16 protein-coding genes are annotated in these 19,579 nt (G+C 68.7%); 7 read left to right on the forward strand and 9 right to left on the reverse strand.

Annotated features, from left to right (window positions below; genetic code table 11):
- Positions 1–258 precede the first annotated feature (258 nt).
- Positions 259–480, forward strand: coding sequence for a GNAT family N-acetyltransferase (locus tag SGFS_RS39240; protein ID WP_286260291.1), 222 nt, complete (start codon positions 259–261; stop codon positions 478–480).
- A 175-nt stretch (positions 481–655) separates the two neighbouring features.
- Here SGFS_RS39240 and SGFS_RS39245 read toward each other — a convergent pair whose 3' ends face one another.
- The 8 genes from SGFS_RS39245 to SGFS_RS39280 all read right to left on the reverse strand — a co-directional run bounded on the left by SGFS_RS39245 (position 656) and on the right by SGFS_RS39280 (position 11,033).
- On the reverse strand, positions 656–2,359 hold the full coding sequence (locus SGFS_RS39245; protein WP_286256976.1) for a pyridoxal phosphate-dependent aminotransferase: 1,704 nt from the start codon (positions 2,357–2,359) through the stop codon (positions 656–658).
- A gap of 234 nt (positions 2,360–2,593) precedes the next feature.
- On the reverse strand, positions 2,594–3,715 hold the full coding sequence (locus SGFS_RS39250; RefSeq protein WP_461852316.1) for an aldose epimerase family protein: 1,122 nt from the start codon (positions 3,713–3,715) through the stop codon (positions 2,594–2,596).
- 6 nt (positions 3,716–3,721) lie between these two features.
- On the reverse strand, positions 3,722–4,966 hold the full coding sequence (gene mmsB / locus SGFS_RS39255) for a multiple monosaccharide ABC transporter permease (protein ID WP_286256978.1): 1,245 nt from the start codon (positions 4,964–4,966) through the stop codon (positions 3,722–3,724).
- A complete protein-coding gene (gene mmsA / locus SGFS_RS39260) occupies positions 4,963–6,513 on the reverse strand; it encodes a multiple monosaccharide ABC transporter ATP-binding protein (RefSeq protein ID WP_286256979.1) in 1,551 nt (516 codons plus the stop codon). The genes mmsB and mmsA overlap by 4 nt, the downstream gene beginning before the upstream one ends.
- 32 nt (positions 6,514–6,545) lie before the next feature.
- The gene (gene chvE / locus SGFS_RS39265) at positions 6,546–7,661 is read right to left on the reverse strand and encodes a multiple monosaccharide ABC transporter substrate-binding protein (RefSeq protein WP_350284047.1); all 1,116 of its coding nucleotides are present in this window, start codon (positions 7,659–7,661) and stop codon (positions 6,546–6,548) included.
- Between the two features lie 104 nt (positions 7,662–7,765).
- The gene (locus tag SGFS_RS39270; protein WP_286256983.1) at positions 7,766–8,734 is read right to left on the reverse strand and encodes a glycosyltransferase family protein; all 969 of its coding nucleotides are present in this window, start codon (positions 8,732–8,734) and stop codon (positions 7,766–7,768) included.
- 122 nt (positions 8,735–8,856) lie between these two features.
- A complete protein-coding gene (locus SGFS_RS39275; protein WP_286256984.1) occupies positions 8,857–9,879 on the reverse strand; it encodes a zinc-dependent alcohol dehydrogenase in 1,023 nt (340 codons plus the stop codon).
- Positions 9,876–11,033, reverse strand: a complete 1,158-nt coding sequence (locus SGFS_RS39280) for a mandelate racemase/muconate lactonizing enzyme family protein (protein WP_286256986.1) — start codon at positions 11,031–11,033, stop codon at positions 9,876–9,878. The genes SGFS_RS39275 and SGFS_RS39280 overlap by 4 nt, the downstream gene beginning before the upstream one ends.
- A 247-nt stretch (positions 11,034–11,280) precedes the next feature.
- Between SGFS_RS39280 and SGFS_RS39285 the strand changes: the two genes are divergently transcribed.
- The 6 genes from SGFS_RS39285 (at position 11,281) to yjfF (ending at position 18,645) form a co-directional block, all read left to right on the forward strand.
- On the forward strand, positions 11,281–12,024 hold the full coding sequence (locus tag SGFS_RS39285) for an SCO2400 family protein (RefSeq protein ID WP_434028127.1): 744 nt from the start codon (positions 11,281–11,283) through the stop codon (positions 12,022–12,024).
- A gap of 623 nt (positions 12,025–12,647) precedes the next feature.
- Positions 12,648–13,694 carry a LacI family DNA-binding transcriptional regulator gene (locus tag SGFS_RS39290; protein WP_286256990.1) on the forward strand — a complete coding sequence of 349 codons (1,047 nt, stop codon included), beginning with the start codon at positions 12,648–12,650 and terminating at the stop codon, positions 13,692–13,694.
- 148 nt (positions 13,695–13,842) lie between these two features.
- Positions 13,843–14,850, forward strand: coding sequence for a substrate-binding domain-containing protein (locus tag SGFS_RS39295; RefSeq protein WP_286256992.1), 1,008 nt, complete (start codon positions 13,843–13,845; stop codon positions 14,848–14,850).
- A gap of 104 nt (positions 14,851–14,954) precedes the next feature.
- On the forward strand, positions 14,955–16,487 hold the full coding sequence (locus SGFS_RS39300) for a sugar ABC transporter ATP-binding protein (protein WP_286256994.1): 1,533 nt from the start codon (positions 14,955–14,957) through the stop codon (positions 16,485–16,487).
- Positions 16,484–17,605 (forward strand): ABC transporter permease, encoded by a 1,122-nt coding sequence (locus SGFS_RS39305; protein ID WP_286256995.1) that lies wholly within the window; start codon positions 16,484–16,486, stop codon positions 17,603–17,605. The genes SGFS_RS39300 and SGFS_RS39305 overlap by 4 nt, the downstream gene beginning before the upstream one ends.
- Positions 17,605–18,645: a galactofuranose ABC transporter, permease protein YjfF gene (gene yjfF, locus SGFS_RS39310; RefSeq protein WP_286256997.1), complete on the forward strand. Its 1,041-nt coding sequence runs from the start codon at positions 17,605–17,607 to the stop codon at positions 18,643–18,645. The genes SGFS_RS39305 and yjfF overlap by 1 nt, the downstream gene beginning before the upstream one ends.
- Before the next feature lie 79 nt (positions 18,646–18,724).
- On the opposite strand, the gene SGFS_RS39315 is transcribed toward yjfF, so the two are convergent.
- Positions 18,725–19,570: an alpha/beta fold hydrolase gene (locus SGFS_RS39315; protein ID WP_286256998.1), complete on the reverse strand. Its 846-nt coding sequence runs from the start codon at positions 19,568–19,570 to the stop codon at positions 18,725–18,727.
- Positions 19,571–19,579 lie beyond the last annotated feature (9 nt).

Consider the following 19,579-nt stretch of genomic DNA (forward strand, 5'->3'; position numbering starts at 1 on the left):
GTCCGCGGCCTCCAGCAACTCCCGGGCGGACACCGGCTCCTGGGCCTCCGCGATCGCTGTGGGGCTGCTTGGTGCCCGGTCCCACTGTCGGTGCCTTCATGAAAACCACCTCCTGGCGTCCCTGCTCCTCACGCCGGCGGTGGCTGTCCTCTTTCCTCGGCGGCGACCGATGGCCGTTCCACAGTTCCGTCGTGGTCGGGCCGGACCAGGCCCGGGGGTGGATCTCCGAGGGGCGACACACCGCTCTTCGATCTACGGATCCGGTCGCCGTACCGGGGGCGCGGCTTCGGTGGCCGGGCCGTGGTCTGGCTGACGGCGTATCTGTTCGAGGAGCTCCCGGGGATCCGGCGTATCGAGGCCACCACGCGTCAGGACAACGCGGCGATGCGCCTGCCCTTCAGCGGCACGGGTATGTCAAGGAGGCCCACTACCGCGACGCGTGACCCGGGGAGGACGGGAGGACGGGAGGACGGTCCATGACGCGGTCGGATACGCGATCCTGCGGCGGGACCGGCTCGCCGGTACGGCCATCGTGCCCGACCGGGACGACGAGCCGTAGCGGCGGCACGCCGACGACAACAACGAGCGCCCCCGACAGCCAGCAGTACTGGACCTGTTCGGGGGCGCTTCGAGTTCGTGTTCTACGAGGGCGGGCTCACCCCACCTGGTTGAAAACCGCCCCGGCCGCCGGCCAGCCCAGCGGCTCCGGCTGGCCCTCCTCCGGGGCCGTGCGGCCGCGGACCTGGGCGGCCGTGAGGCCCTGGGCGGCGCCCATCGCACGGCGGTTGGCGGCGGCGGCCATACCCGGCATGCCCGTCTGCGCGACCGGCTGCAGCCCGGTGGCCGCAGCGGGCGCCATACCGGGCATGGAAGCCACGTTCGGCATGGAAGCCACGTTCGGCATCGAAGGCATGGACGGCGTCGAGGGTATGGACGGCATGGACGGCATGGACGGCGTCGAGGGCATGGAAGGCATCGACGGCATCGAGGGCATGGAAGGCATCGAAGGTGTCTGGGGCATCGCCGCGGCGGCCGCAGCCGGCATCGGGGCCGGAGCAGGCGCGGGCATCGGCATCGGGGCGGGGGCCGGGGCCGGGGCCATGCCCGGCATCCCCATCCCGGTCGCCTGCGCGGCCAGGCCCGGCATACCCGCGCCGTTGGTCTCGCTCATCAGCCGGTCCACGGCCGCCGTACCCGAGCTGTAGCTGGTCCCGGTGCCCAGCTCAGGTACGGCGGATCCCCTCCTGGACCCGTAGAGAACCGACTCCAGGCCGGACACCAGGCGACGCACGTCGACCTGGGGCCGCACCACGAGTCGCAGGAAGCGACTGGACGAGCCGACCTTGTTGCCGCACTCGCGGACCAGGATCCGGTGCTCGGTGAGCAGCCGGTCCCGGACCACGGTGCCCTCGGCGCCGACGGGAAGGCGCACGAAGAGGAAGTTCCCCTGCGACGGGTACACCGTCAGCCCGGGGAGGGCGGAGAGCTGGCGGGCCATGTCCAGGCGGTCCCGGCGGACCATGTGCAGGCTCTCCATGTACTCGGCGCCGTGCTCCTTGAGCATGAACACCACGTGCTCGGCAAAGGAGTTGAGGTTCCACTTCGGCAGCATGGAGCGGACCTTCCCGGCCAGTGCCGGGTTGGCGACCAGGTAGCCGAAGCGGATGCCGTGCAGACCGAAGTTCTTGCCGAGGCTGCGCAGGACCACGACGTTGGGCCGCATCACGGCGTCCGCGACCGTGCTCGGCTCGGACTCGGCGTCGGCGAACTCCAGGAACGACTCGTCGATGACGATCAGGTCCAGGTCCGCCATCGCGTCCATGAACTGCACCAGCGCGTGCCGGTGCAGAAAGCCGCCGTCGGGGTTGTTCGGGTTGCAGATGACGGCCACGCGGGTGCCGCGGGCCCGGATGAACTCGGCGTACTGCGCGAGGTCCAGGGCGAAGCCGCTGGACTCCTGCAACGGGAACATGTCGACCCGCTTGCCGGTCTCCATGGGCTGGTCGGTCCAGCGGCCGAAGGTGGGGACGGGGACGGCGAGGGACTCACGGACCATCAGATGGTCGAGCCAGGTGATGAGTTCGGTCGAGCCGTTGCCCATCGCCACGCACTGCGGCGGAAGTTGGAGCAGATTGCACAGCTCGGCCGTGATGGTGTCCGCGCTGCTCGGGTAGTACGTGATGATGTCCCGCAGCTTGCTCGCCATCTCGTCGAACATGGCCGGGGTGGGGAAATAGGGGTTGCACGGGATACAGAAGTCCACCGGGCCCGCCCCGTCGCCGCCCTCACGCGTCAGCGCCGCCATCGAGGGGCTGTGCGCTGAGGTGCTGCGGAACAGCGAGGTGACGTTGTCGGCCATGGAACCTCCGTAGGGGGCGGGCCCGTGGGGACGACCGGGCCCGACGACTAAGGGCGGCCCGCGCGGGGGAGCGCGGGCCGCCCTTACATACGGAGACCGGGGCGGCACTGTTCAACCTCTGAGAATTCGCTGGGAAGTTGTGTGCCAACTGTGAATACGTGGCCGTGCCGCCCGGCGTTCACCCTGGTCACCGGCGTTTTCCGGTACCGATCCGCACGCGTCGAACGAGTCGGACTACTCGAACGCGTGGACCGTCGTCGACCGGTATGTCTCACCCGGTCGCAGCACCGTCGACGGGAAGTCCGGCCGGTTCGGCGAGTCGGGGAAGTGCTGTGTCTCCAGGCACAGCGCGTCCCCCTGCCGGTAGATCCTCCCGGTGGGGCCGACGAGCGTGCCGTCCAGGAAGTTCCCGGAGTAGAACTGCAGCCCGGGTTCGGTCGTCGCGACCTTGAGCGTACGGCCGGACGAGGGGTCCCGGAGCGTGGCGATCCACTCTGGGGTGTCGGTCCTGCCCTTGTCGAGCACCCAGTTGTGGTCGAAGCCCTTGGCGTACAGCAACTGCCGGTCGGCCGCGCGGAGGTCCTCGCCGACCGTCTTGGCGCGGCGGAAGTCGAAGGGCGTGCCCGCGACCTCGGCCGGCGCACCGGCGGGGATGAGGCCCGCGTCGACGGGGGTGTATCGGGCGGCGGCGATCTCCAGTTCGTGGTCGTGGACCGAGCCGCTGCCCTCGCCCGCGAGGTTCCAGTAGACGTGGTTGGTGAGGTTGACGACGGTGGCCTTGTCGGTGGTGGCCTCGTAGTCGATGCGCCACTCGCCCCGCTCGGTGAGCGTGTAGGTGACCCGCACGTCGAGCGTGCCGGGGTAGCCCTGTTCGCCGTCGGCGCTGGTGTACGACAGTCGCAGGCCCACGTCCGGGCCGGCCTCGAACGGCTCGACGTCCCAGACGACCTTGTCGAAGCCCTGGTCGCCGCCGTGCAGACTGTTCCCGCCGTCGTTGACCGACAGCCGGTACGCCGAGCCGTCCAGCGTGAACCGGCCCTGGCCGACGCGGTTGCCGTACCGGCCGATCAGGGCCCCGAAGTACGGGGACTCGGTGACGTAGGGCTCGATCGTGTCGAAGCCCAGGGACACATTGGCGTACCCGCCCTCGCGGTCCGGGATCTCCAGGGACTGCACGATCCCGCCGTACGACAGGACCTTCAGGCGTGTGCCGCCGTTCTCCAGCGACCAGCGGTGGATCTCGGTGCCGTCGGCGAGCTTGCCGAAGAGTTCCTTCACCGGCTTCCTGCCTCTCGTGGAACAGCCGAGGGGTCCCGCGCGCTCGTGGCACGCGGGACCCGACGACTTGCTCGAAATACCTGCTTACGAACCGGACTTGCGCTTGTTCCACACGTCGAACCCGACCGCCGCCAGCAGGGCCAGGCCCTTGATGACCTGCTGCCAGTCGGAGCCGACACTGAGGAGGTTCATGCCGTTGTTCAGCACACCGAGGACGACACCGCCGATGATCGCGCCGAGGACGGTACCGACACCGCCGCTCATGGACGCGCCGCCGATGAACGCCGAGGCGATCGCCTCGAGTTCGTAGCTCAGGCCCGCCTTCGGGTTCGCCGCGTTGAGGCGGGCGGCGATCACCAGACCCGCCAGGGCCGCGAGCACGCCCATGTTCAGGAAGACGTAGAAGGTGACCTTCTTGTCCTTCACGCCGGACAGCTTGGCCGCCGGCAGGTTGCCGCCGATGGCGTAGATGTGGCGGCCGAAGATGGAGTTGCGCATGACGTAGCCGTAGCCGACCACCAGCACGCCGAGGATGATCAGCACGATCGGCGCACCCTTGTAGCTGGCGAGCAGCATGGTGACGACGAGCAGCGCGGAGACGATCGCGACGAGCTTCAGCAGGAAGATGTTGGTCGGCAGCGTGTCGAGCGAGAACTCCTGCTGACGCTTCCTGTCCCGGACCTCCTGAAGGACCACGAAGGCGATCAGGACGATGCCGAGGAGCAGCGTGAGGTTGTGGTAGTTGGTCTCCGGGCCGGTCTCCGGAAGGAAGCCGTTGCCGATCTTCTGCAGGCCCTCCGGGAAGGGACCGAGGGTCTGGCCCTCCAGCAGGATCTCCGTCACACCGCGGAAGGTCAGCATGCCGGAGAGGGTGACGATGAACGACGGTATGCCGAGATAGGCGATGAAGAACCCTTGGAGCGCGCCCGCCGCCGCGCCCGCCACCAGGCAGAGCGCCACGGCGATGGGCCAGGCCACATCGTGCTGCACGGTCAGTACGGCCGCGAAGGCGCCGACGAACGCGGTCAGTGAGCCGACCGACAGGTCGATGTGGCCCGCGATGATGACCAGCATCATGCCGATCGCGAGGATCAGGATGTAGCTGTTCTGCAGCACCAGGTTGGAGACGTTGCGCGGCAGCAGCAGGTCGCCGTTGGTCATCACGGCGAAGAACGCCACGATCAGGCCGAGCGCGATCAGCATGCCGTACTGCCGCATGTTGCGCCGCATGCCGTCCAGCATCAGCTGGAGCAGGCCACCGCCCGCCGCGTCCCCGCTCTTGCCGGGCGGCGCGGGGGCCGGGCTCTTGGCGGTCACTTCCGTGCTCATCGGGTTACCTCTTTGTCCTTCGTCATCTGACGCATCAGCGATTCCTGCGTGGCCTCGGCACGCGGGAACTCACCTGTCAACCGCCCTGCGGCCATGGTGTAGATGCGGTCGCACATACCGAGCAGCTCCGGCAGCTCGGAGGAGATGAAGACGACCGCCTTGCCCTCGGCCGCCAGCTTGTCGATGACCGTGTAGATCTCGTACTTGGCGCCGACGTCGATACCGCGCGTCGGCTCGTCCAGGATCAGTACGTCCGGCCCCGTGAAGATCCACTTGCTGAGGACGACCTTCTGCTGGTTGCCGCCGGACAGCTTGCCCACCGGTTCGAAGACGGTCGGCGCCTTGATGTTCATGGACTTGCGGTAGCGCTCGGCGACCTGGCGTTCCTCGTGCTCGTCGACCACACCGCGCTTGGCGACCTTGCTCAGGGCGGTCAGCGAGATGTTCCGGTTGATGGTGTCGATGAGGTTGAGGCCGTAGTGCTTGCGGTCCTCGGTGACGTAGGCGATGCCGTGGTCGATCGCCTCCGCGACGGACTTGGTGCGGATCTCCCTGCCGTCCTTGAGGACCGTGCCGCCCGCGTACCGGCCGTACGTCCGGCCGAAGACGCTCATCGCGAGCTCGGTGCGGCCGGCGCCCATCAGGCCCGCGATACCGACGATCTCCCCGCGCCGCACGTTGATCGACACGTCGTCGACCACCTTGCGCTGCTGGTCGATCGGGTGGTGCACGGTCCAGTCGCGGATCTCCAGGGCCGGGGCCGCGCCCACCTCCGCCTCGTGCGGGGTGCGCTCGGGGAAGCGGTGGTCGAGGTCGCGGCCGACCATGCCGGAGATGATCCGGTCCTCGGTCGTCTCCTCGGCCTTCACGTCCAGGGTCTCGATGGACTTGCCGTCACGGATGATCGTGACGGAGTCGGCGACCCGGCGGATCTCGTTGAGCTTGTGGGAGATGATGATCGAGGTGATGCCCTGGTTCTTCAACTCCAGGATGAGATCGAGGAGTTTGCCGCTGTCCTCGTCGTTGAGCGCCGCGGTCGGCTCGTCGAGGATGAGCAGCTTCACCTTCTTCGACAGCGCCTTGGCGATCTCCACGAGCTGCTGCTTGCCCACGCCGATGTCGGCGACGCGGGTCTCCGGGTGGTCGTTCAGACCGACCCGGCGCAGCAGTTGGGAGGCGTGCCGCAGGGTCTCGTTCCAGTTGATGAAACCGCGCGAGGCGTGCTCGTTGCCGAGGAAGATGTTCTCCGCGAGGGAGAGGTACGGCACCAGCGCCAGCTCCTGGTGGATGATGACGATGCCGCGCTGCTCGCTCGCTCGGATGTCCTTGAACGAGCAGACCTCTCCTTCGAAGAGGATCTCGCCCTCGTAGGTGCCGTGCGGATGGACGCCGGAGAGCACCTTCATCAAGGTGGACTTCCCGGCGCCGTTCTCACCGCAGATGGCATGGACCTCGCCCTGGCGGACGGTCAGGGTGACGTCCGACAGCGCTTTCACACCGGGAAAGGTCTTGACGATCGAGCGCATTTCCAGGACGGGTCCCGCCATGGTCGTGCCTTCCAATCCTTAAGGTTCGACGCTTACTTGAGCTGGTCGGCCGTGTAGTAGCCGCCGTCGACCAGGACCTTCTCGTAGTTGGCCTTGTCGACGCTCACCGGCTCGAGCAGGTAGGCCGGGACGACCTTGGACCCGTTGTCGTAGGTCTCGGTGTCGTTGGTCTCGGGCTTCTTGTCGTTGAGGACCGCGTCGACCATGTTCGAGGCGACCTTGGCCAGCTCACGCAGGTCCTTGTAGACCGTCTGCGTCTGCTCGCCCGCCATGATCGACTTCACCGAGGCCAGCTCGGCGTCCTGACCGGTGAGGACCGGCAGCGGCTTGCTCTTGGACCCGTAGCTGTCCGACTTCAGGGCCGACAGGATGCCGATGGAGATGCCGTCGTACGGCGAGAGGACCGCGTCGACCTTCTCGCTCTTGTACGACTTGGTGAGGATGTCGTCCATGCGCTTCTGGGCGGTGGCGCCGTCCCAGCGCAGGGTCGTGACCTGCGTGATCTTGGTCTGGCCGGACTGGACGACGAGCTGCTTCTTGTCGATGTACGGCTGCAGGACGCTCATCGCGCCGTTGAAGAAGTACTTGGTGTTGTTGTCGTCGTTGGAGCCGGCGAACAGCTCGATGTTGAAGGGGCCCTTCTTGCCCGCCTTCAGACCGAGCTTCTCGACGATGTAGTTGGCCTGGAGCTCGCCGACCTTGCTGTTGTCGAAGGAGGCGTAGTAGTCGACGTTCGGGCTGTTCAGGATCAGGCGGTCGTAGGAGATGACCGGGATGTTCGCGTCCTTGGCCTGCTGCAGCACGTTGTCGAGCGACTTGTTGTCGATCGCGGCGACGATCAATGCCTTGACGCCCTGGGCGATCAGGTTCTCGATCTGCGAGACCTGCTGCTCGGGCTTGTCCTCGCCGTAGACCAGCTTGGTCTTGTAGCCCTTGGCCTCGAGGTCCTTGACGACGTTGTTACCGTCGGAGATCCAGCGCTCGGAGGACTTGGTCGGCATCGCGATGCCGATGGTCGCCCCCTTGGTGCTGCCCTTGGTGTCGTCCGCCTTGCTGCCACCCTCGGAGCTCTGGCCGCAGGCGGACAGGGTGAGGGCGAGGGAGGCGGCGGAGGCTATGGCGGCGAGAGCGGCTCTGCGAGTGCGCATGTTCATCTTCCTTGATGTGTTGCGGCCGGGATCGGTCGGGCGATGAGTTGTGTCGGAGTCTGTGGGACTGCGTCAGGTTTTGTGAAGAGGCGTTGTCCGGAACGTTATGACGGAGTTCCGAAGCGCTTCAGCGCGCCCGGCAGTCGTGAGCCGAGCGGCGCCATGTCGCCGTCCGCTCCGTGCCGTGCGAGCAGGTCCAGGGCCAGCCGACCGCGCCGCACCCGCTCCTTGGCGGTGGACAGCGTCAGGTCGCGCATGTGGTGCCCGTAGGGGTAGATCCCGGGGGACTTCGACAGGCCGAACTTCAGGTAGAGCGGCGCGCCGCGCCGGATCAGCTCGGCGACCTCGTACATCCGCACATAGCCGCCGAGATCGTCGGGCGCCTCGATGTACATGTCCATCGGGGCACCGGAGAGCCGCCGGATCTCGGTGAGATGGTCCAGCGTCAGATCGCTGGGCACGTTGATCGAGTCGCCGCCGAGGTTCTCGTACACGGCGTACGCGGTCGGGTTGACGGGTCCGATCAGCGCCGAGACCTTGAGGGTCGTGTCGGCCGGGATGATACCCGCGACGCGCGCCTGGTGCAGCGTCCACAGCACACCCTCGTCGGCGACGAGCAGGCACTTCACACCCAGCTCGGTCGCGCGTACGGCGTCCTCGACGCATCCGGCGACCGCGTCGTGGCCCCGGGCGCGCAGTCCGCCGCCCTTGGAGTCGGTCCGGGTGGAGCCGCCGATGTCCCAGGTGCCGCGCGGGCCGGTGAACAGGCAGAGCTCGATGTCGCGCTCGGCGGTCGCCTCGACCATCTCGGTGATCTCGGCGTCGGTGAGCATCCACACGCCGCTGCCCTGGCTGATCCGGTGGATCGGCACATCGAGCCGCGAGGCCTCCTTGAGGACCACGCCGAGCGCCTCGGGCCCCTCGACGGAGGGCACCTCGGTGCGCCAGCGGCCGCCGCCGGGGAAGGTGTGCGGGGAGGCGTCGGAGGGGTCGAGGGCGGGCGCGGCCAGGCCGAGCGCGGTGAGCGCCTGCTCACCGGGTCGGCGCGGCGCCGGAGCGGTGGTGTCGGTCACAAGCTGTCCTTCAGGTTCGATATTTCGGACGGGGTTCGCGGCTCTGGGTACAACAAGCTCTTGGGTGTACGCCGGTACGAAGTCGTCAGGTACCCCGTACCGGCGTACGGCTCAGGGGTGGGTCATGGCTTCAGAAGGACCTTGCCGACCTTCGGATCGCCCGACCCCACCAGCTCGATGGCCTGCGGGAACTCCTCCAGCGGCAGCTCGTGCGTGACGAGCGGCAGCGGGTCGAGGAGCCCGGCCCCGAAGACCCGCACGGTGTGCGCCCAGGCCTCGGGCGCCGCACCGAACACGGTGTGCACCTCCAGCTGCCGTACGACGAGATCGGTCGGGTCGAGCCCGTCCGCGCCCGCCGCCGGGATTCCCGTCAGGACCAGCCGGCCGCCGCGCCGCAGCAGGGCGGCGGCGTTGCGGGCCGCGTCCGCGGACCCGGCGGTCTCGATGACGACGTCGAAGTCGTCCGGCAGTTCCTGGTCCTTGGTGCGGAAGTCCGTCGCACCGAACTGCTTCGACAGCTCGGCCCGGTCCGGACGGGTGCCCACGACGAGCAGCTCGGCCGGCGACGCCGCCTTCAGGAACTGAACGGCGAACATCCCGAGCGTGCCCGTGCCCACGACGGCGACCCGCTCGCCCGGCAGGGCGTTCGCCTTGAGCGCGGCGGCCGCGATGCACGCGGCCGGCTCCAGCAGCGCAGCCGCCGTGAGATTGGCGTCGTCCGGCAGAACGTGCAGCAGACGGGCGGGCAGCGTGAGCGTGGAGGCCATCGCACCGGGCTGCGTGAACCCGGTCTCCTCGTAGCCGGCCGTGCACAGCGTGGTCTCGCCCGCGTGGCAGCGGTCGCACACCTGGCAGTTCCGGAAGCCCTCGCCCACGACCTTGCGGCCTACAAGACTTGAAGGAACACCGTCACCGACCGCCTCGACCGTCCCGGACCACTCATGGCCCGGCGTGAGGGGGTAACGGACGTATCCTTCAGGCCGGTTGCCCTGGTAGACCTCGCGGTCGCTGCCGCAGATCCCGGAGGCGTGCACCCGCACCAGCGCCTCGCCTGCGGCGGGCTGCCGGGGCTCGTGCGGGACGAGCCGGTGCTCGCCCGGTGCCTCGATGACGACGGCGGTGGCCGCGTCGGGAGAGGCGGTCACTGGGTGCCCTTGGGCTTGCGCTGCTCCCAGCCCTCGGCCCACAGGTCGAAGCGGGCCTGCTGCTGCGGGAACTCCGCCGCCGCGTCGACGTCCAGCTCGACACCGAGGCCGGGCTTGTCGGACAGGTGGAAGTAGCCGTCCACGACCTCCGGGGCCCCCGAGACGACCTTCTTGATCTCCGCGTCCGCGAAGTCGTTGAAGTGCTCCAGGATCTTGAAGTTCGGGGAGGTGAAGCCCACCTGCAGGGACGCCGCGGTCAGCACCGGCCCGCCCACGTTGTGCGGCGCGACCAACATGTAGTGGGTCTCGGCGGTGGCGGCCAGCTTGCGGGTCTCCCAGATGCCGCCGATGTGGCCGACGTCGGGCTGGATGATGTCCACGGCCTGGCTCTCGAAGAGCTCCCGGAACTCGATCCGGTCGTGGATCCGCTCACCGGTGGCGACCGGGATGTCGACCTTGGCGGCGACCTTCTCCAGCGCCTTCAGGTTCTCCGGCGGGCACGGCTCCTCCAGCCACGCGGGCTTGAAGGGCGCCAGGTCCTTGGCCAGCCGCACGGCCGTCGAGGGCGAGAACCGGCCGTGCATCTCCAGCATCAGCTCGGCGTCCGGCCCGATGGCGTCGCGTACGGCCTCGATCAGGGAGACCGCGTAGAGGGACTGCTCGTGGTCCAGCTCGAAATGGCCGGTCCCGAAGGGGTCGATCTTGAGCGCCTTGTAACCGCGCTCCATGACCCCCTGCGCCGCCTTGTGGTACGCCTCGGGCGTGCGCTCCGTGGTGTACCAGCCGTTGGCGTACGCCTTGACCTTGTCGGTGACCTTGCCGCCGAGCAGCTGCCAGACCGGCACCCCGAGGGCCTTGCCCTTGATGTCCCAGCAGGCCATCTCGATGACGGCGATGCCGGACATCACGATCTCGCCGGCCCGGCCGTAGTCGCCGTACTTCATCCGGCGGGTCAGGTCCTCGACAGCGAAGGGGTCCGACCCGAGAATGTGATTGGTCTCTGCCTCGTGCAGATAGCCGAGCAGTGCGTCGGTGTGGCCCAGCATGCGGGTCTCGCCGACTCCGGTGAGCCCCTCGTCGGTGTGCACTTGGACGTAGGTCAGGTTCCGCCACGGCGTTCCGACCACGTGCGTGCTGATTCCCGTGATGCGCACGGTACTCCCTGTCCTCTTCGATCTGTTCGAAATATCGGCACTCGTTCGAAATGCTGGTCGCGACAGTAGGGACGACGCGGTCGGAGTGTCAATGGGTCGAACGCATAACGGTTTGGCCGCGATGGCCGGGAAGGGGGCAAAGATCCGTGCTGTCCCCGCTCTGACGCGCCGGTGCACGAGGCTCCTACACAACTTTCACGGCCCCGCCGGGGAACGTTACCGGTGCGCCAAATAATCTTCCGGCGTCATGGACTACTGCTCCCCGTGCCAACGGCACCTCAATGGCGCCCTGGCTTGTCCCGGGTGCGGCGCATCGGCCGAAGAGTGCCGGGCGTATGCGGACGTGTCGCCCGAAAGGGACGACATCCCCGCGGACGAACGCGACGACGTGCGCGATGGCGTGCGCGACGACGTGCGCGACGACGACACCCCGGAGGTCGGCGGACGCCGCGCCGGGTCCCGGTCCCGCTCCCGTGGCCGTGCGCACGGCGGCCGGGCGGACCGGCGGGACCGAAGGGCCGCGGCCCACCGGCGCCGCCGCCGGCGGATCGTGTTGATCGGCGCGGGGCTGCTGCTCGCCGCGGGCGGACTGAGCCTCGCCGAACTCGGCATGGAGGCGCCGCCGTCGCAGCCGAACGTGGCGGCCGCGGACGACGCCGCCACCGAATCACCGGTGGCTTCGTCGAAGGGCGACGGTTCGCGGGCCGGTGCCGGTGCGGAAGGGGCGGCCGACGCCGACCGCGACGCGCCGGACGAGTCGGCGTCCCCCTCGGCCTCGGGCTCCGAGAAGCCCGAGAAGGGCGACGACGAGGACAAGCCCAAGGAACGCTCGGGCCAGAACGCGACGACCGGCCCCGCGCCCTCGGCGCCCGCCGCGAGCCCCGCACCCGAGGACCCCGAAACCCCGACGGACGACCCGACCTCGGACGACCCGACGCCGGAACCGACCCCGTCGGAGACGTGCAAGCAGTTCCTGTGGTGGTGCTCGTAGGCTGACGGCCCGCCCTTCGAAGCCCGGGCGATATGTCCGTTACGTGGAGCGCGGGGCGGCCCTGACACGGGCACGGTTGTGAGCCCGTCCAGGACGGTGTGCCGGCCGTCCAAGCAGCGCTGATGTCCGTGTCGCGGGCTTGGATCGGGAGTGTTTTCCGGCCACTTCGGCCGCTGTCGGGGCGCGGCTCGGCGGGGGCGCCCGAACCGCCGGAACGCGGCGCCGTCCCAGGCCGGATCGTCCCTGCCGCCCCATCGGCATACGGCTGCGGGGGACCCGGAGTCAACACCTTTGAGCCGAGGCCCGCATCGGGCCCGAATGTGCGGCGCGGCCGGCCGTCCTCCCGGCCCGCGTCGCCCACCACGTTATTCAACCGTGACGACTTCCCTCATGCAGCCCTCTTGACCGGCATGAATTGTTAGCGCTCACAATGACCTCGCCAATCACCAGTCGGCGCCCAACGGCACCCAGGGAGGAACGAGCGTCATGCCGGCAGTGCCCCAACTCGCCCTCCCGCCCGATGCCCTGGGGATTTCCGGGACCCCGGAGTGAAACCGACGACGCGGAGCGATCCGCCCGCAGCGCTGGACTTATCGTCAGACGACCGCCAAGGAGGTGTGGCCGTGACCCACTCGCAGCTTCGGCCGCCCACCATGGCCGACGTGGCACGCCAGGCCGGTGTGTCCCACCAGACCGTCTCCCGCGTACTGGGCGATCACCCCAACGTGCGGGACGAGACCAGGGCCCGGGTGCTGCGCGCGATCGAGGAGATGGGCTACCGCCGCAACTCCTCCGCACGGGCCCTGGCGACCCGGCGCACCCGGACCCTGGGCGTGGTCGCCTCCAACACCACGCTCTACGGACCGGCCAGTACGCTGTTCGCGCTGGAGGAGGCGGCACGCGCCGAGGGCTATCTCGTCTCGACGGTCAGCCAGCGCAGGCTGACGGTGGAGACGCTGTCCGAGGCCATGGACCACCTCAGCGAGGGCGGTGTGGAGGGCGTGATCGCCCTCGCCCCCCAGCGGTCGGCGGTCGCGGCACTCGCCGAACTCCGCCACCCCTTCCCGGTGGTGGCCGTCGGCACCGGTTCCGGCGCGGAGATCCCCAGCGTCAACGTGGACCAGCATCTCGGCGCGCGGCTGGCCACCGGCCATCTGCTCGCCGCCGGCCACCGCAAGGTCTGGCATCTCGCCGGGCCCGAGGATTGGCAGGAGGCGGCGGACCGGGCCACCGGCTGGCGGGCGACCCTCGAAGAGGCGGGCGTCGAACCGCCGATGCTGCTGAGGGGAGACTGGAGCCCGCTCTCGGGATATCGTGCCGGCCAGGAACTGGCGGGCTGGGTGGGCCGGGGCCTGACCGCCGTCTTCGTCGCCAACGACCAGATGGCACTGGGGGTGTTGCGGGCGCTGCGTGAGGCGGGCGTGCGCACTCCCCAGGACGTCGCGGTGGTCGGCTTCGACGACATCCCGGAGTCGGAGTTCTTCGCCCCGCCGCTCACCACCGTCCGGCAGGACTTCGCGACGGTGGGCAAGCAAAGCATCGCGCTGCTGTTGGACCTCATCGAGGGCAGGACCCCCTCCGGGACGTCCACGGTGGCCATAGAGCCCCAACTCGTCGTCCGCGCCAGCACATTCCCGTACCTCCCGCAGTCGGGGGCAGCCCCCGGCTGACCCGGCACCGACACCACCACCCGATCGACTTCCACCCCTCAGTGCGGCCGACATCTCGAACGATGATCGACAGGCTGGACATAAGGCGGCCGGTCTCCACAAGTACCAGCGGTCCGACCTCGGGCCGGCTCTTCGAAGGAGAAGACACATGCTCAACAGACGGAACTTCCTCACCGCAGCCGTCGGCGTCGTGGCCGCGACCGGCCTGGCCGCCTGTGCCAAGGAGGACGACAGCGCGGGCGGTTCCTCCTCGGACGGCGGCAGCAAGACGATCACCCTCGGCTTCTCCCAGGTGGGTTCCGAGAGCGGCTGGCGCAGCGCCAACACCGACTCGGTGAAGTCGGCGGCCAAGGAGGCGGGCTACAAGCTGCAGTTCTCCGACGCCCAGCAGAAGCAGGAGAACCAGATCTCCGCGATCCGCAACTACATCCAGCAGAAGGTCGACGTCATAGCCTTCTCGCCGGTGGTCGTCACCGGCTGGGACGCGGTGCTCAAGGAGGCCAAGGCCGCGAAGATCCCGGTGATCCTCACCGACCGCTCCGTGGAGACCAAGGACGACTCGCTCTTCGTGACGCTGGTCGGCTCCGACTTCACGGACGAGGGCCGCCGCGCCGCCAAGATCCTGGAGAAGGTCCTGGAGAAGGCCGGCCACAAGGGCAAGGTGAAGATCGCCCAGCTGGAGGGCACCACCGGTGCCGCCCCCGCGATCGAGCGCGCCAAGGGCTTCAAGGAGGTCATGGACGCCGACCACGCGGACGACTGGAAGATCGTCGTCAGCCAGACCGGTGACTTCACCCGCGCCGGCGGCAAGCAGGTCATGTCGGCCTTCCTGCAGTCCAACCCGGACATCAACGTGCTGTTCGCGCACAACGACGACATGGGCATCGGCGCCATCCAGGCCATCGAGGCGGCCGGCAAGAAGCCCGGCAAGGACATCCTCATCGTCACGATCGACGGTGTGAAGGACGGCTTCGTGGCCATGTCCGAGGGCAAGATCAACGCCATCGTCGAGTGCAACCCGCTGCTCGGCCCCCAGCTGATGGAGGTCGTCAAGACGGTCCACGACGGCGGCACGGTCGACCGGTGGATCAAGACCAAGGAGAGCGACTTCATGCAGGACCAGGCCAAGGACGCCCTCCCCACCCGCAAGTACTGACCCCCGCACCCCACCGGCAGGGAGCCCCCGTCCGACCCACCCGTCGGCCCCGGGGCTCCCTGCGGGCCTGAACGAATTCGATGAATTCCCTGAGGAGCGCTGCCATGGCAGAGCCGCGGCCCGTCCTGGAGATGACGGGCATAGTCAAAGAGTTTCCGGGGGTACGGGCTCTGTCGGGCGTCGACTTCCGGCTCTTCCCCGGCGAGATACACGCGCTGATGGGCGAGAACGGCGCCGGCAAGTCCACCATGATCAAGGTGCTGACCGGGGTCTACTCCCTGGACGGCGGCACGATCACCCTCGACGGCGAGTCCGTCCGCTTCGCCAGCCCCCTCCAGGCGCAGCAGGCCGGCATCAACACCGTCTACCAGGAGGTCAACCTCTGCCCCAACCTCTCGGTGGCGGAGAACATCTTCATCGGCCGCGAGCCCACCCGCTTCGGCCGCATCCAGTGGAAGCGGCTGCGCAAAGAGGCCGCGGAGCTGGTCGACCGCCTCGGCCTCGACATCGACGTGACGGCGCCCCTGTCCTCGTACCCGCTGGCCGTGCAGCAACTGGTCGCGATCGTACGGTCGGTGAGCGGCGGCGACGGGGAGGGCAAGGGCACCAAGGTGCTGGTCCTCGACGAGCCGACGTCCAGCCTCGACCGCGACGAGGTCCTCGAACTCTTCCGTCTGATGCGGCGGTTGAAGGACGAGGGAGTGGCGATCCTCTTCGTCTCCCACTTCCTCGACCAGATCTACGAGATCTGCGACCGCATGACCGTCCTGCGCAACGGCACCCTCGTCGGCGAGCACATGGTCAGCGAACTCGACCAGGTCGGCCTGATCCAGCTGATGATCGGCAAGGACCTGGACCAGCTGGAGGAGCTGCACGAGCAGCAGCTGCACGCCGACATCGGCGAGACCCTGCTCCACGCGGACGGCCTCGGCCGCACGGGCGGCATCGCCCCCTTCGACCTGGAGATCAAGAAGGGCGAGGTCGTGGGCCTCGCCGGTCTGCTCGGCTCGGGCCGCACGGAACTCGCCCGGCTGCTCTTCGGCGCCGACCAGCCCGACAGCGGCAAGGTCACCGTCGGCGGCAAGCAGGTCCCGATGAACGCCCCGAACGACGCCATCGGCGCCGGGGTCGCGTTCTGCTCGGAGAACCGCAAGACCGAGGGCCTGGTCCCCGATCTGACCGTACGCGAGAACATCATTCTCGCCCTCCAGGCGTCCCGCGGCTGGACCCGGCCCATCCCGGCCGCCCAGCGCGACGAACTGGTCGCCAAGTACATCAAGGCCCTCGACATCCGGCCCGCGAACCCGGAGGCCCGAGTCGGCCAACTGAGCGGCGGCAACCAGCAGAAGGTGCTGCTCGCCCGCTGGCTGATCACCCAGCCCAAGCTGCTGATCCTCGACGAGCCCACGCGCGGCATCGACGTCGGAGCGAAGGCGGAGATCCAGAAACTGGTCGTCTCCCTCTCCGAGGACGGCATGTCCGTGCTCTACATCGCGGCCGAGCTGGAGGAGGTCCTCCGCCTCAGCCACACCATCGGAGTGCTGCGCGATCGCAAGCTGGTGGCGCGGCTGACCAACGGGCCGGAGATCACCGCCAGCAAGATCCTGGAGACCATCGCGAGCGGAGAACACCAGTGAGTACCCCATCCGCGGCCACGACAGCCACGCCGTCCCGCTGGCGAGCACTGACGCACCATCACCTGTTCTGGCCGGTCGCGGTCCTGGTCGCTCTGCTGCTCGTCAACGTCCCCTTCACCCCCGACTTCTTCTCGATCAAGATGACGGACGGCCACCTCTACGGCAGCCTCGTCTCGATCGTGCTCTTCGGCTCGCCGCTGATCCTGGTGGCGGTCGGTATGACCCTCGTCATCGCCACCGGCGGCATCGACCTCTCGGTCGGCGCGGTCGTCGCCATCACCGGCGCCCTGACCTGCTCGTACATCAGTGACCAGGCCGACCAGAACGCCCTGTCGGCAGTCTTCCTCGCCATGGGCATCGGCCTGGTGGCCGCGGTGGTCTGCGGCCTGTGGAACGGCTTCCTGGTGGCCAGGATGGGCATCCAGCCCATCATCGCGACCCTCATCATCATGGTCGCCGGCCGAGGTGTGGCCCAGCTGATCACCGACGGCCAGATCATCACCATCAACAGCGAGCCGTACAAGCTGATCGGCGGCGGCTACTGGCTGACGCTGCCCTTCTCCATCTTCGTCGTCGCGGCCGTCGTCGCCATCACCGTGGCCCTGACCCGCAAGACCGCCCTCGGCCTCCTCGTCGAGTCGGTCGGCGGCAACGCAGAGGCCAGCCGTCTGGTCGGCATCAGGTCCCGCCGCATCAAGATCATGGTCTATGTCTTCTGCGCCCTGTGCGCGGGCATCGCGGGCCTGATGATCAGCTCCAACACCTCGGCCGCGGACGGCAACAACGCCGGTCTGTGGATCGAGCTGGACGCGATCCTCGCCGTGGTGATCGGCGGCACCTCGCTGCTCGGCGGCCGGTTCTCGATCGGCGGCACCGTGGTGGGCGCCCTGGTCATCCAGACCCTCACGACGACGATCTACACGATCGGCGTCCCGACCCAGACGAACCTGGTCTTCAAGGCCGCGGTCGTCATCGTCGTCTGCCTGCTCCAGTCCCCGAAGTTCCGCGCGAAGGTCTTCGGCGCGAAGTCCGGTGCGAAGAGCGGCGGTACGCCGGATTCCGCGCCCGCGAAGACCGTCACGACCGCCGAGGCAGCCCCCAAGATGGAGGTGTCGTGATGAGCGCGACCACCAAGACCCCGACGGCCCCGGACAGCCGTACGACATCGACGTCCGCGCCGACGTCCAAGGCGGCGGCTCTGCTCGGTGACCGGCGGCTGCCCGTCCTGGTCACGGCGGGGCTCTTCCTCGCGATGTACATCACGGGCCTGAGCCGCTACCAGAACTACGGTTTCGCCGAACCGCAGGTCTTCCTCAACCTCTTCATCGACAACGGCTATCTGCTGGTGGCCGCCGTGGGCGCCACCTTCGTGATCCTCTCCGGCGGCATCGACCTGTCGGTCGGCTCGCTCATCGGCTTCACGACGATGTTGACGGCCTGGCTGGTGGAACGCCAGGGCATGCCGTTCCTGGCGGTCATCCCCGTGGCCCTGGCCGTGGGCGCCTTCGGTGGCTTCCTGATGGGCTATGTGATCCAGAACTTCGAGATCCAGCCCTTCATCGTGACCCTCGCCGGCCTCTTCCTCTTCCGGGGCCTGTGCCTGGTCATCAGCAAGGAGTCGATCGCGATCGACGACGCCACGGTGAACAGCATGGCCCAGGCGCAGGTGCAGCTGGGGGTCGGCTTCCTGTCGATCAGCGCGATGGTCGCACTGGTCGTCCTGGCGGCAGCCTTCTACATCCTCCACTACACCCGCTTCGGCCGCCGGGTGTACGCCATCGGCGGCAGCGAGCAGTCGGCCATGCTGATGGGCCTCCCACAGGGCGGCACGAAGATCGCCGTGTACACCGTGTCCGGCTTCTGCTCGGCCCTGGCGGGCCTGCTCTTCACCCTCTACATCCAGTCCGGTGACCCGCTCCACGCCACCGGCATGGAACTCGACGCGATCGCGGCGGTGGTCATCGGCGGCACGCTCCTGACGGGCGGCTCCGGCTACGTCCTGGGCACCCTGTTCGGTGTCCTCGTCCTGGGCCTGATCAAGACCATCATCCAGTTCGAGGGCACGCTGAGCTCCTGGTGGACGAAGATCGCCACGGGTGTGCTGCTGTGCGCGTTCATCCTGATCCAGCGGGCGATGACGGCACGCAAGAAAACCTGAGCGGAAACGCTGTCAGCAACCGGAGCGGTCCGTCGCGCGATACACACGCGACGGACCGCCCGGCGTTTTCACGGGCTCCTCAGCCCAGGAATCCGGCGACGGCCTCCACGAACCGATCAGGGTCGTCCAGCCACGGATGATGCCCGGCGCCGGGCTGTACGACGAACCGGGTGCGGGTGTCGGGGAACAGCGCGGCGTACTCACCCATCGCGCCGGGCGGCGAGTTGAGATCGACCTCCCCGGCGAGCACGAGCACGGGCGCCCCGAACCGCCCGAACGCCGCACGCGTACCCTCCGGATCGAAGGCCCCCTCACCCCCGAAGACGCCTGCGGCCTCGGAGTTCCGCTGCTCGGCGTCGGCGGCGTCCAGGGCCTGGGCGGCCGCATCCCACCGCCCATGGAAGAACGGCGCGACGGCCGCCCAGTGCCGATCGGTCCCGCGCCCCGCCGCGACCTCCTCCAAAGCCGCGAACGCCTCCCCGAACCAGGGCTCGCCCTCGCGGAGCCGAGCGAGCGCGAGCCGGTCGTCGACGCCCACGGCGATACCGACCCCGATGGGACTGGGCGTGACGAGAACGAGCCGTCCGACCCGCTCCGGGTACCGGCGCACATACGCGGCGGCGAGATTCGCCCCGGCACAGTGCGCGAGCAGATCGATCCGCTCCACCCCGAGCCGCTCCCGCAGCGCCTCCACATCCCCGACGAGCCGGTCACACCGATAGGACGAGACGTCCTCGGGCACCTCGGACTCCCCGGTCCCCCGAAGATCCAGCATGACCAGCCGCCGGTGCGCGGACAGTCCGCCGAGATCACCGAGGTAGGCGGAGGCCCGCATGGGCCCGCCGGGGAGGCAGACGAGGGGAGGGCCGTCGCCGATGGAGTGGTGGGCGAGGAGGGTGCCGTCGGGGGCGGAGAAGGTGGGCATGGTCTTGAC

It is taken from the genome of Streptomyces graminofaciens (assembly GCF_030294945.1).
Taxonomy (GTDB): domain Bacteria; phylum Actinomycetota; class Actinomycetes; order Streptomycetales; family Streptomycetaceae; genus Streptomyces; species Streptomyces graminofaciens.

What these genes read in the sequence shown, in the direction of transcription:
- SGFS_RS39245 (WP_286256976.1), bottom strand. Translation starts at nt 2,359, where the DNA reads ATGGCCGACAACGTCACCTCGCTGTTCCGCAGCACCTCAGCGCACAGC.
- mmsB (WP_286256978.1), bottom strand. Translation starts at nt 4,966, where the DNA reads ATGAGCACGGAAGTGACCGCCAAGAGCCCGGCCCCCGCGCCGCCCGGC.
- mmsA (WP_286256979.1), bottom strand. Translation starts at nt 6,513, where the DNA reads ATGGCGGGACCCGTCCTGGAAATGCGCTCGATCGTCAAGACCTTTCCC.
- chvE (WP_350284047.1), bottom strand. Translation starts at nt 7,661, where the DNA reads ATGCGCACTCGCAGAGCCGCTCTCGCCGCCATAGCCTCCGCCGCCTCC.
- SGFS_RS39285 (WP_434028127.1), top strand. Translation starts at nt 11,281, where the DNA reads ATGGACTACTGCTCCCCGTGCCAACGGCACCTCAATGGCGCCCTGGCT.
- SGFS_RS39295 (WP_286256992.1), top strand. Translation starts at nt 13,843, where the DNA reads ATGCTCAACAGACGGAACTTCCTCACCGCAGCCGTCGGCGTCGTGGCC.
- SGFS_RS39300 (WP_286256994.1), top strand. Translation starts at nt 14,955, where the DNA reads ATGGCAGAGCCGCGGCCCGTCCTGGAGATGACGGGCATAGTCAAAGAG.
- yjfF (WP_286256997.1), top strand. Translation starts at nt 17,605, where the DNA reads ATGAGCGCGACCACCAAGACCCCGACGGCCCCGGACAGCCGTACGACA.
- SGFS_RS39315 (WP_286256998.1), bottom strand. Translation starts at nt 19,570, where the DNA reads ATGCCCACCTTCTCCGCCCCCGACGGCACCCTCCTCGCCCACCACTCC.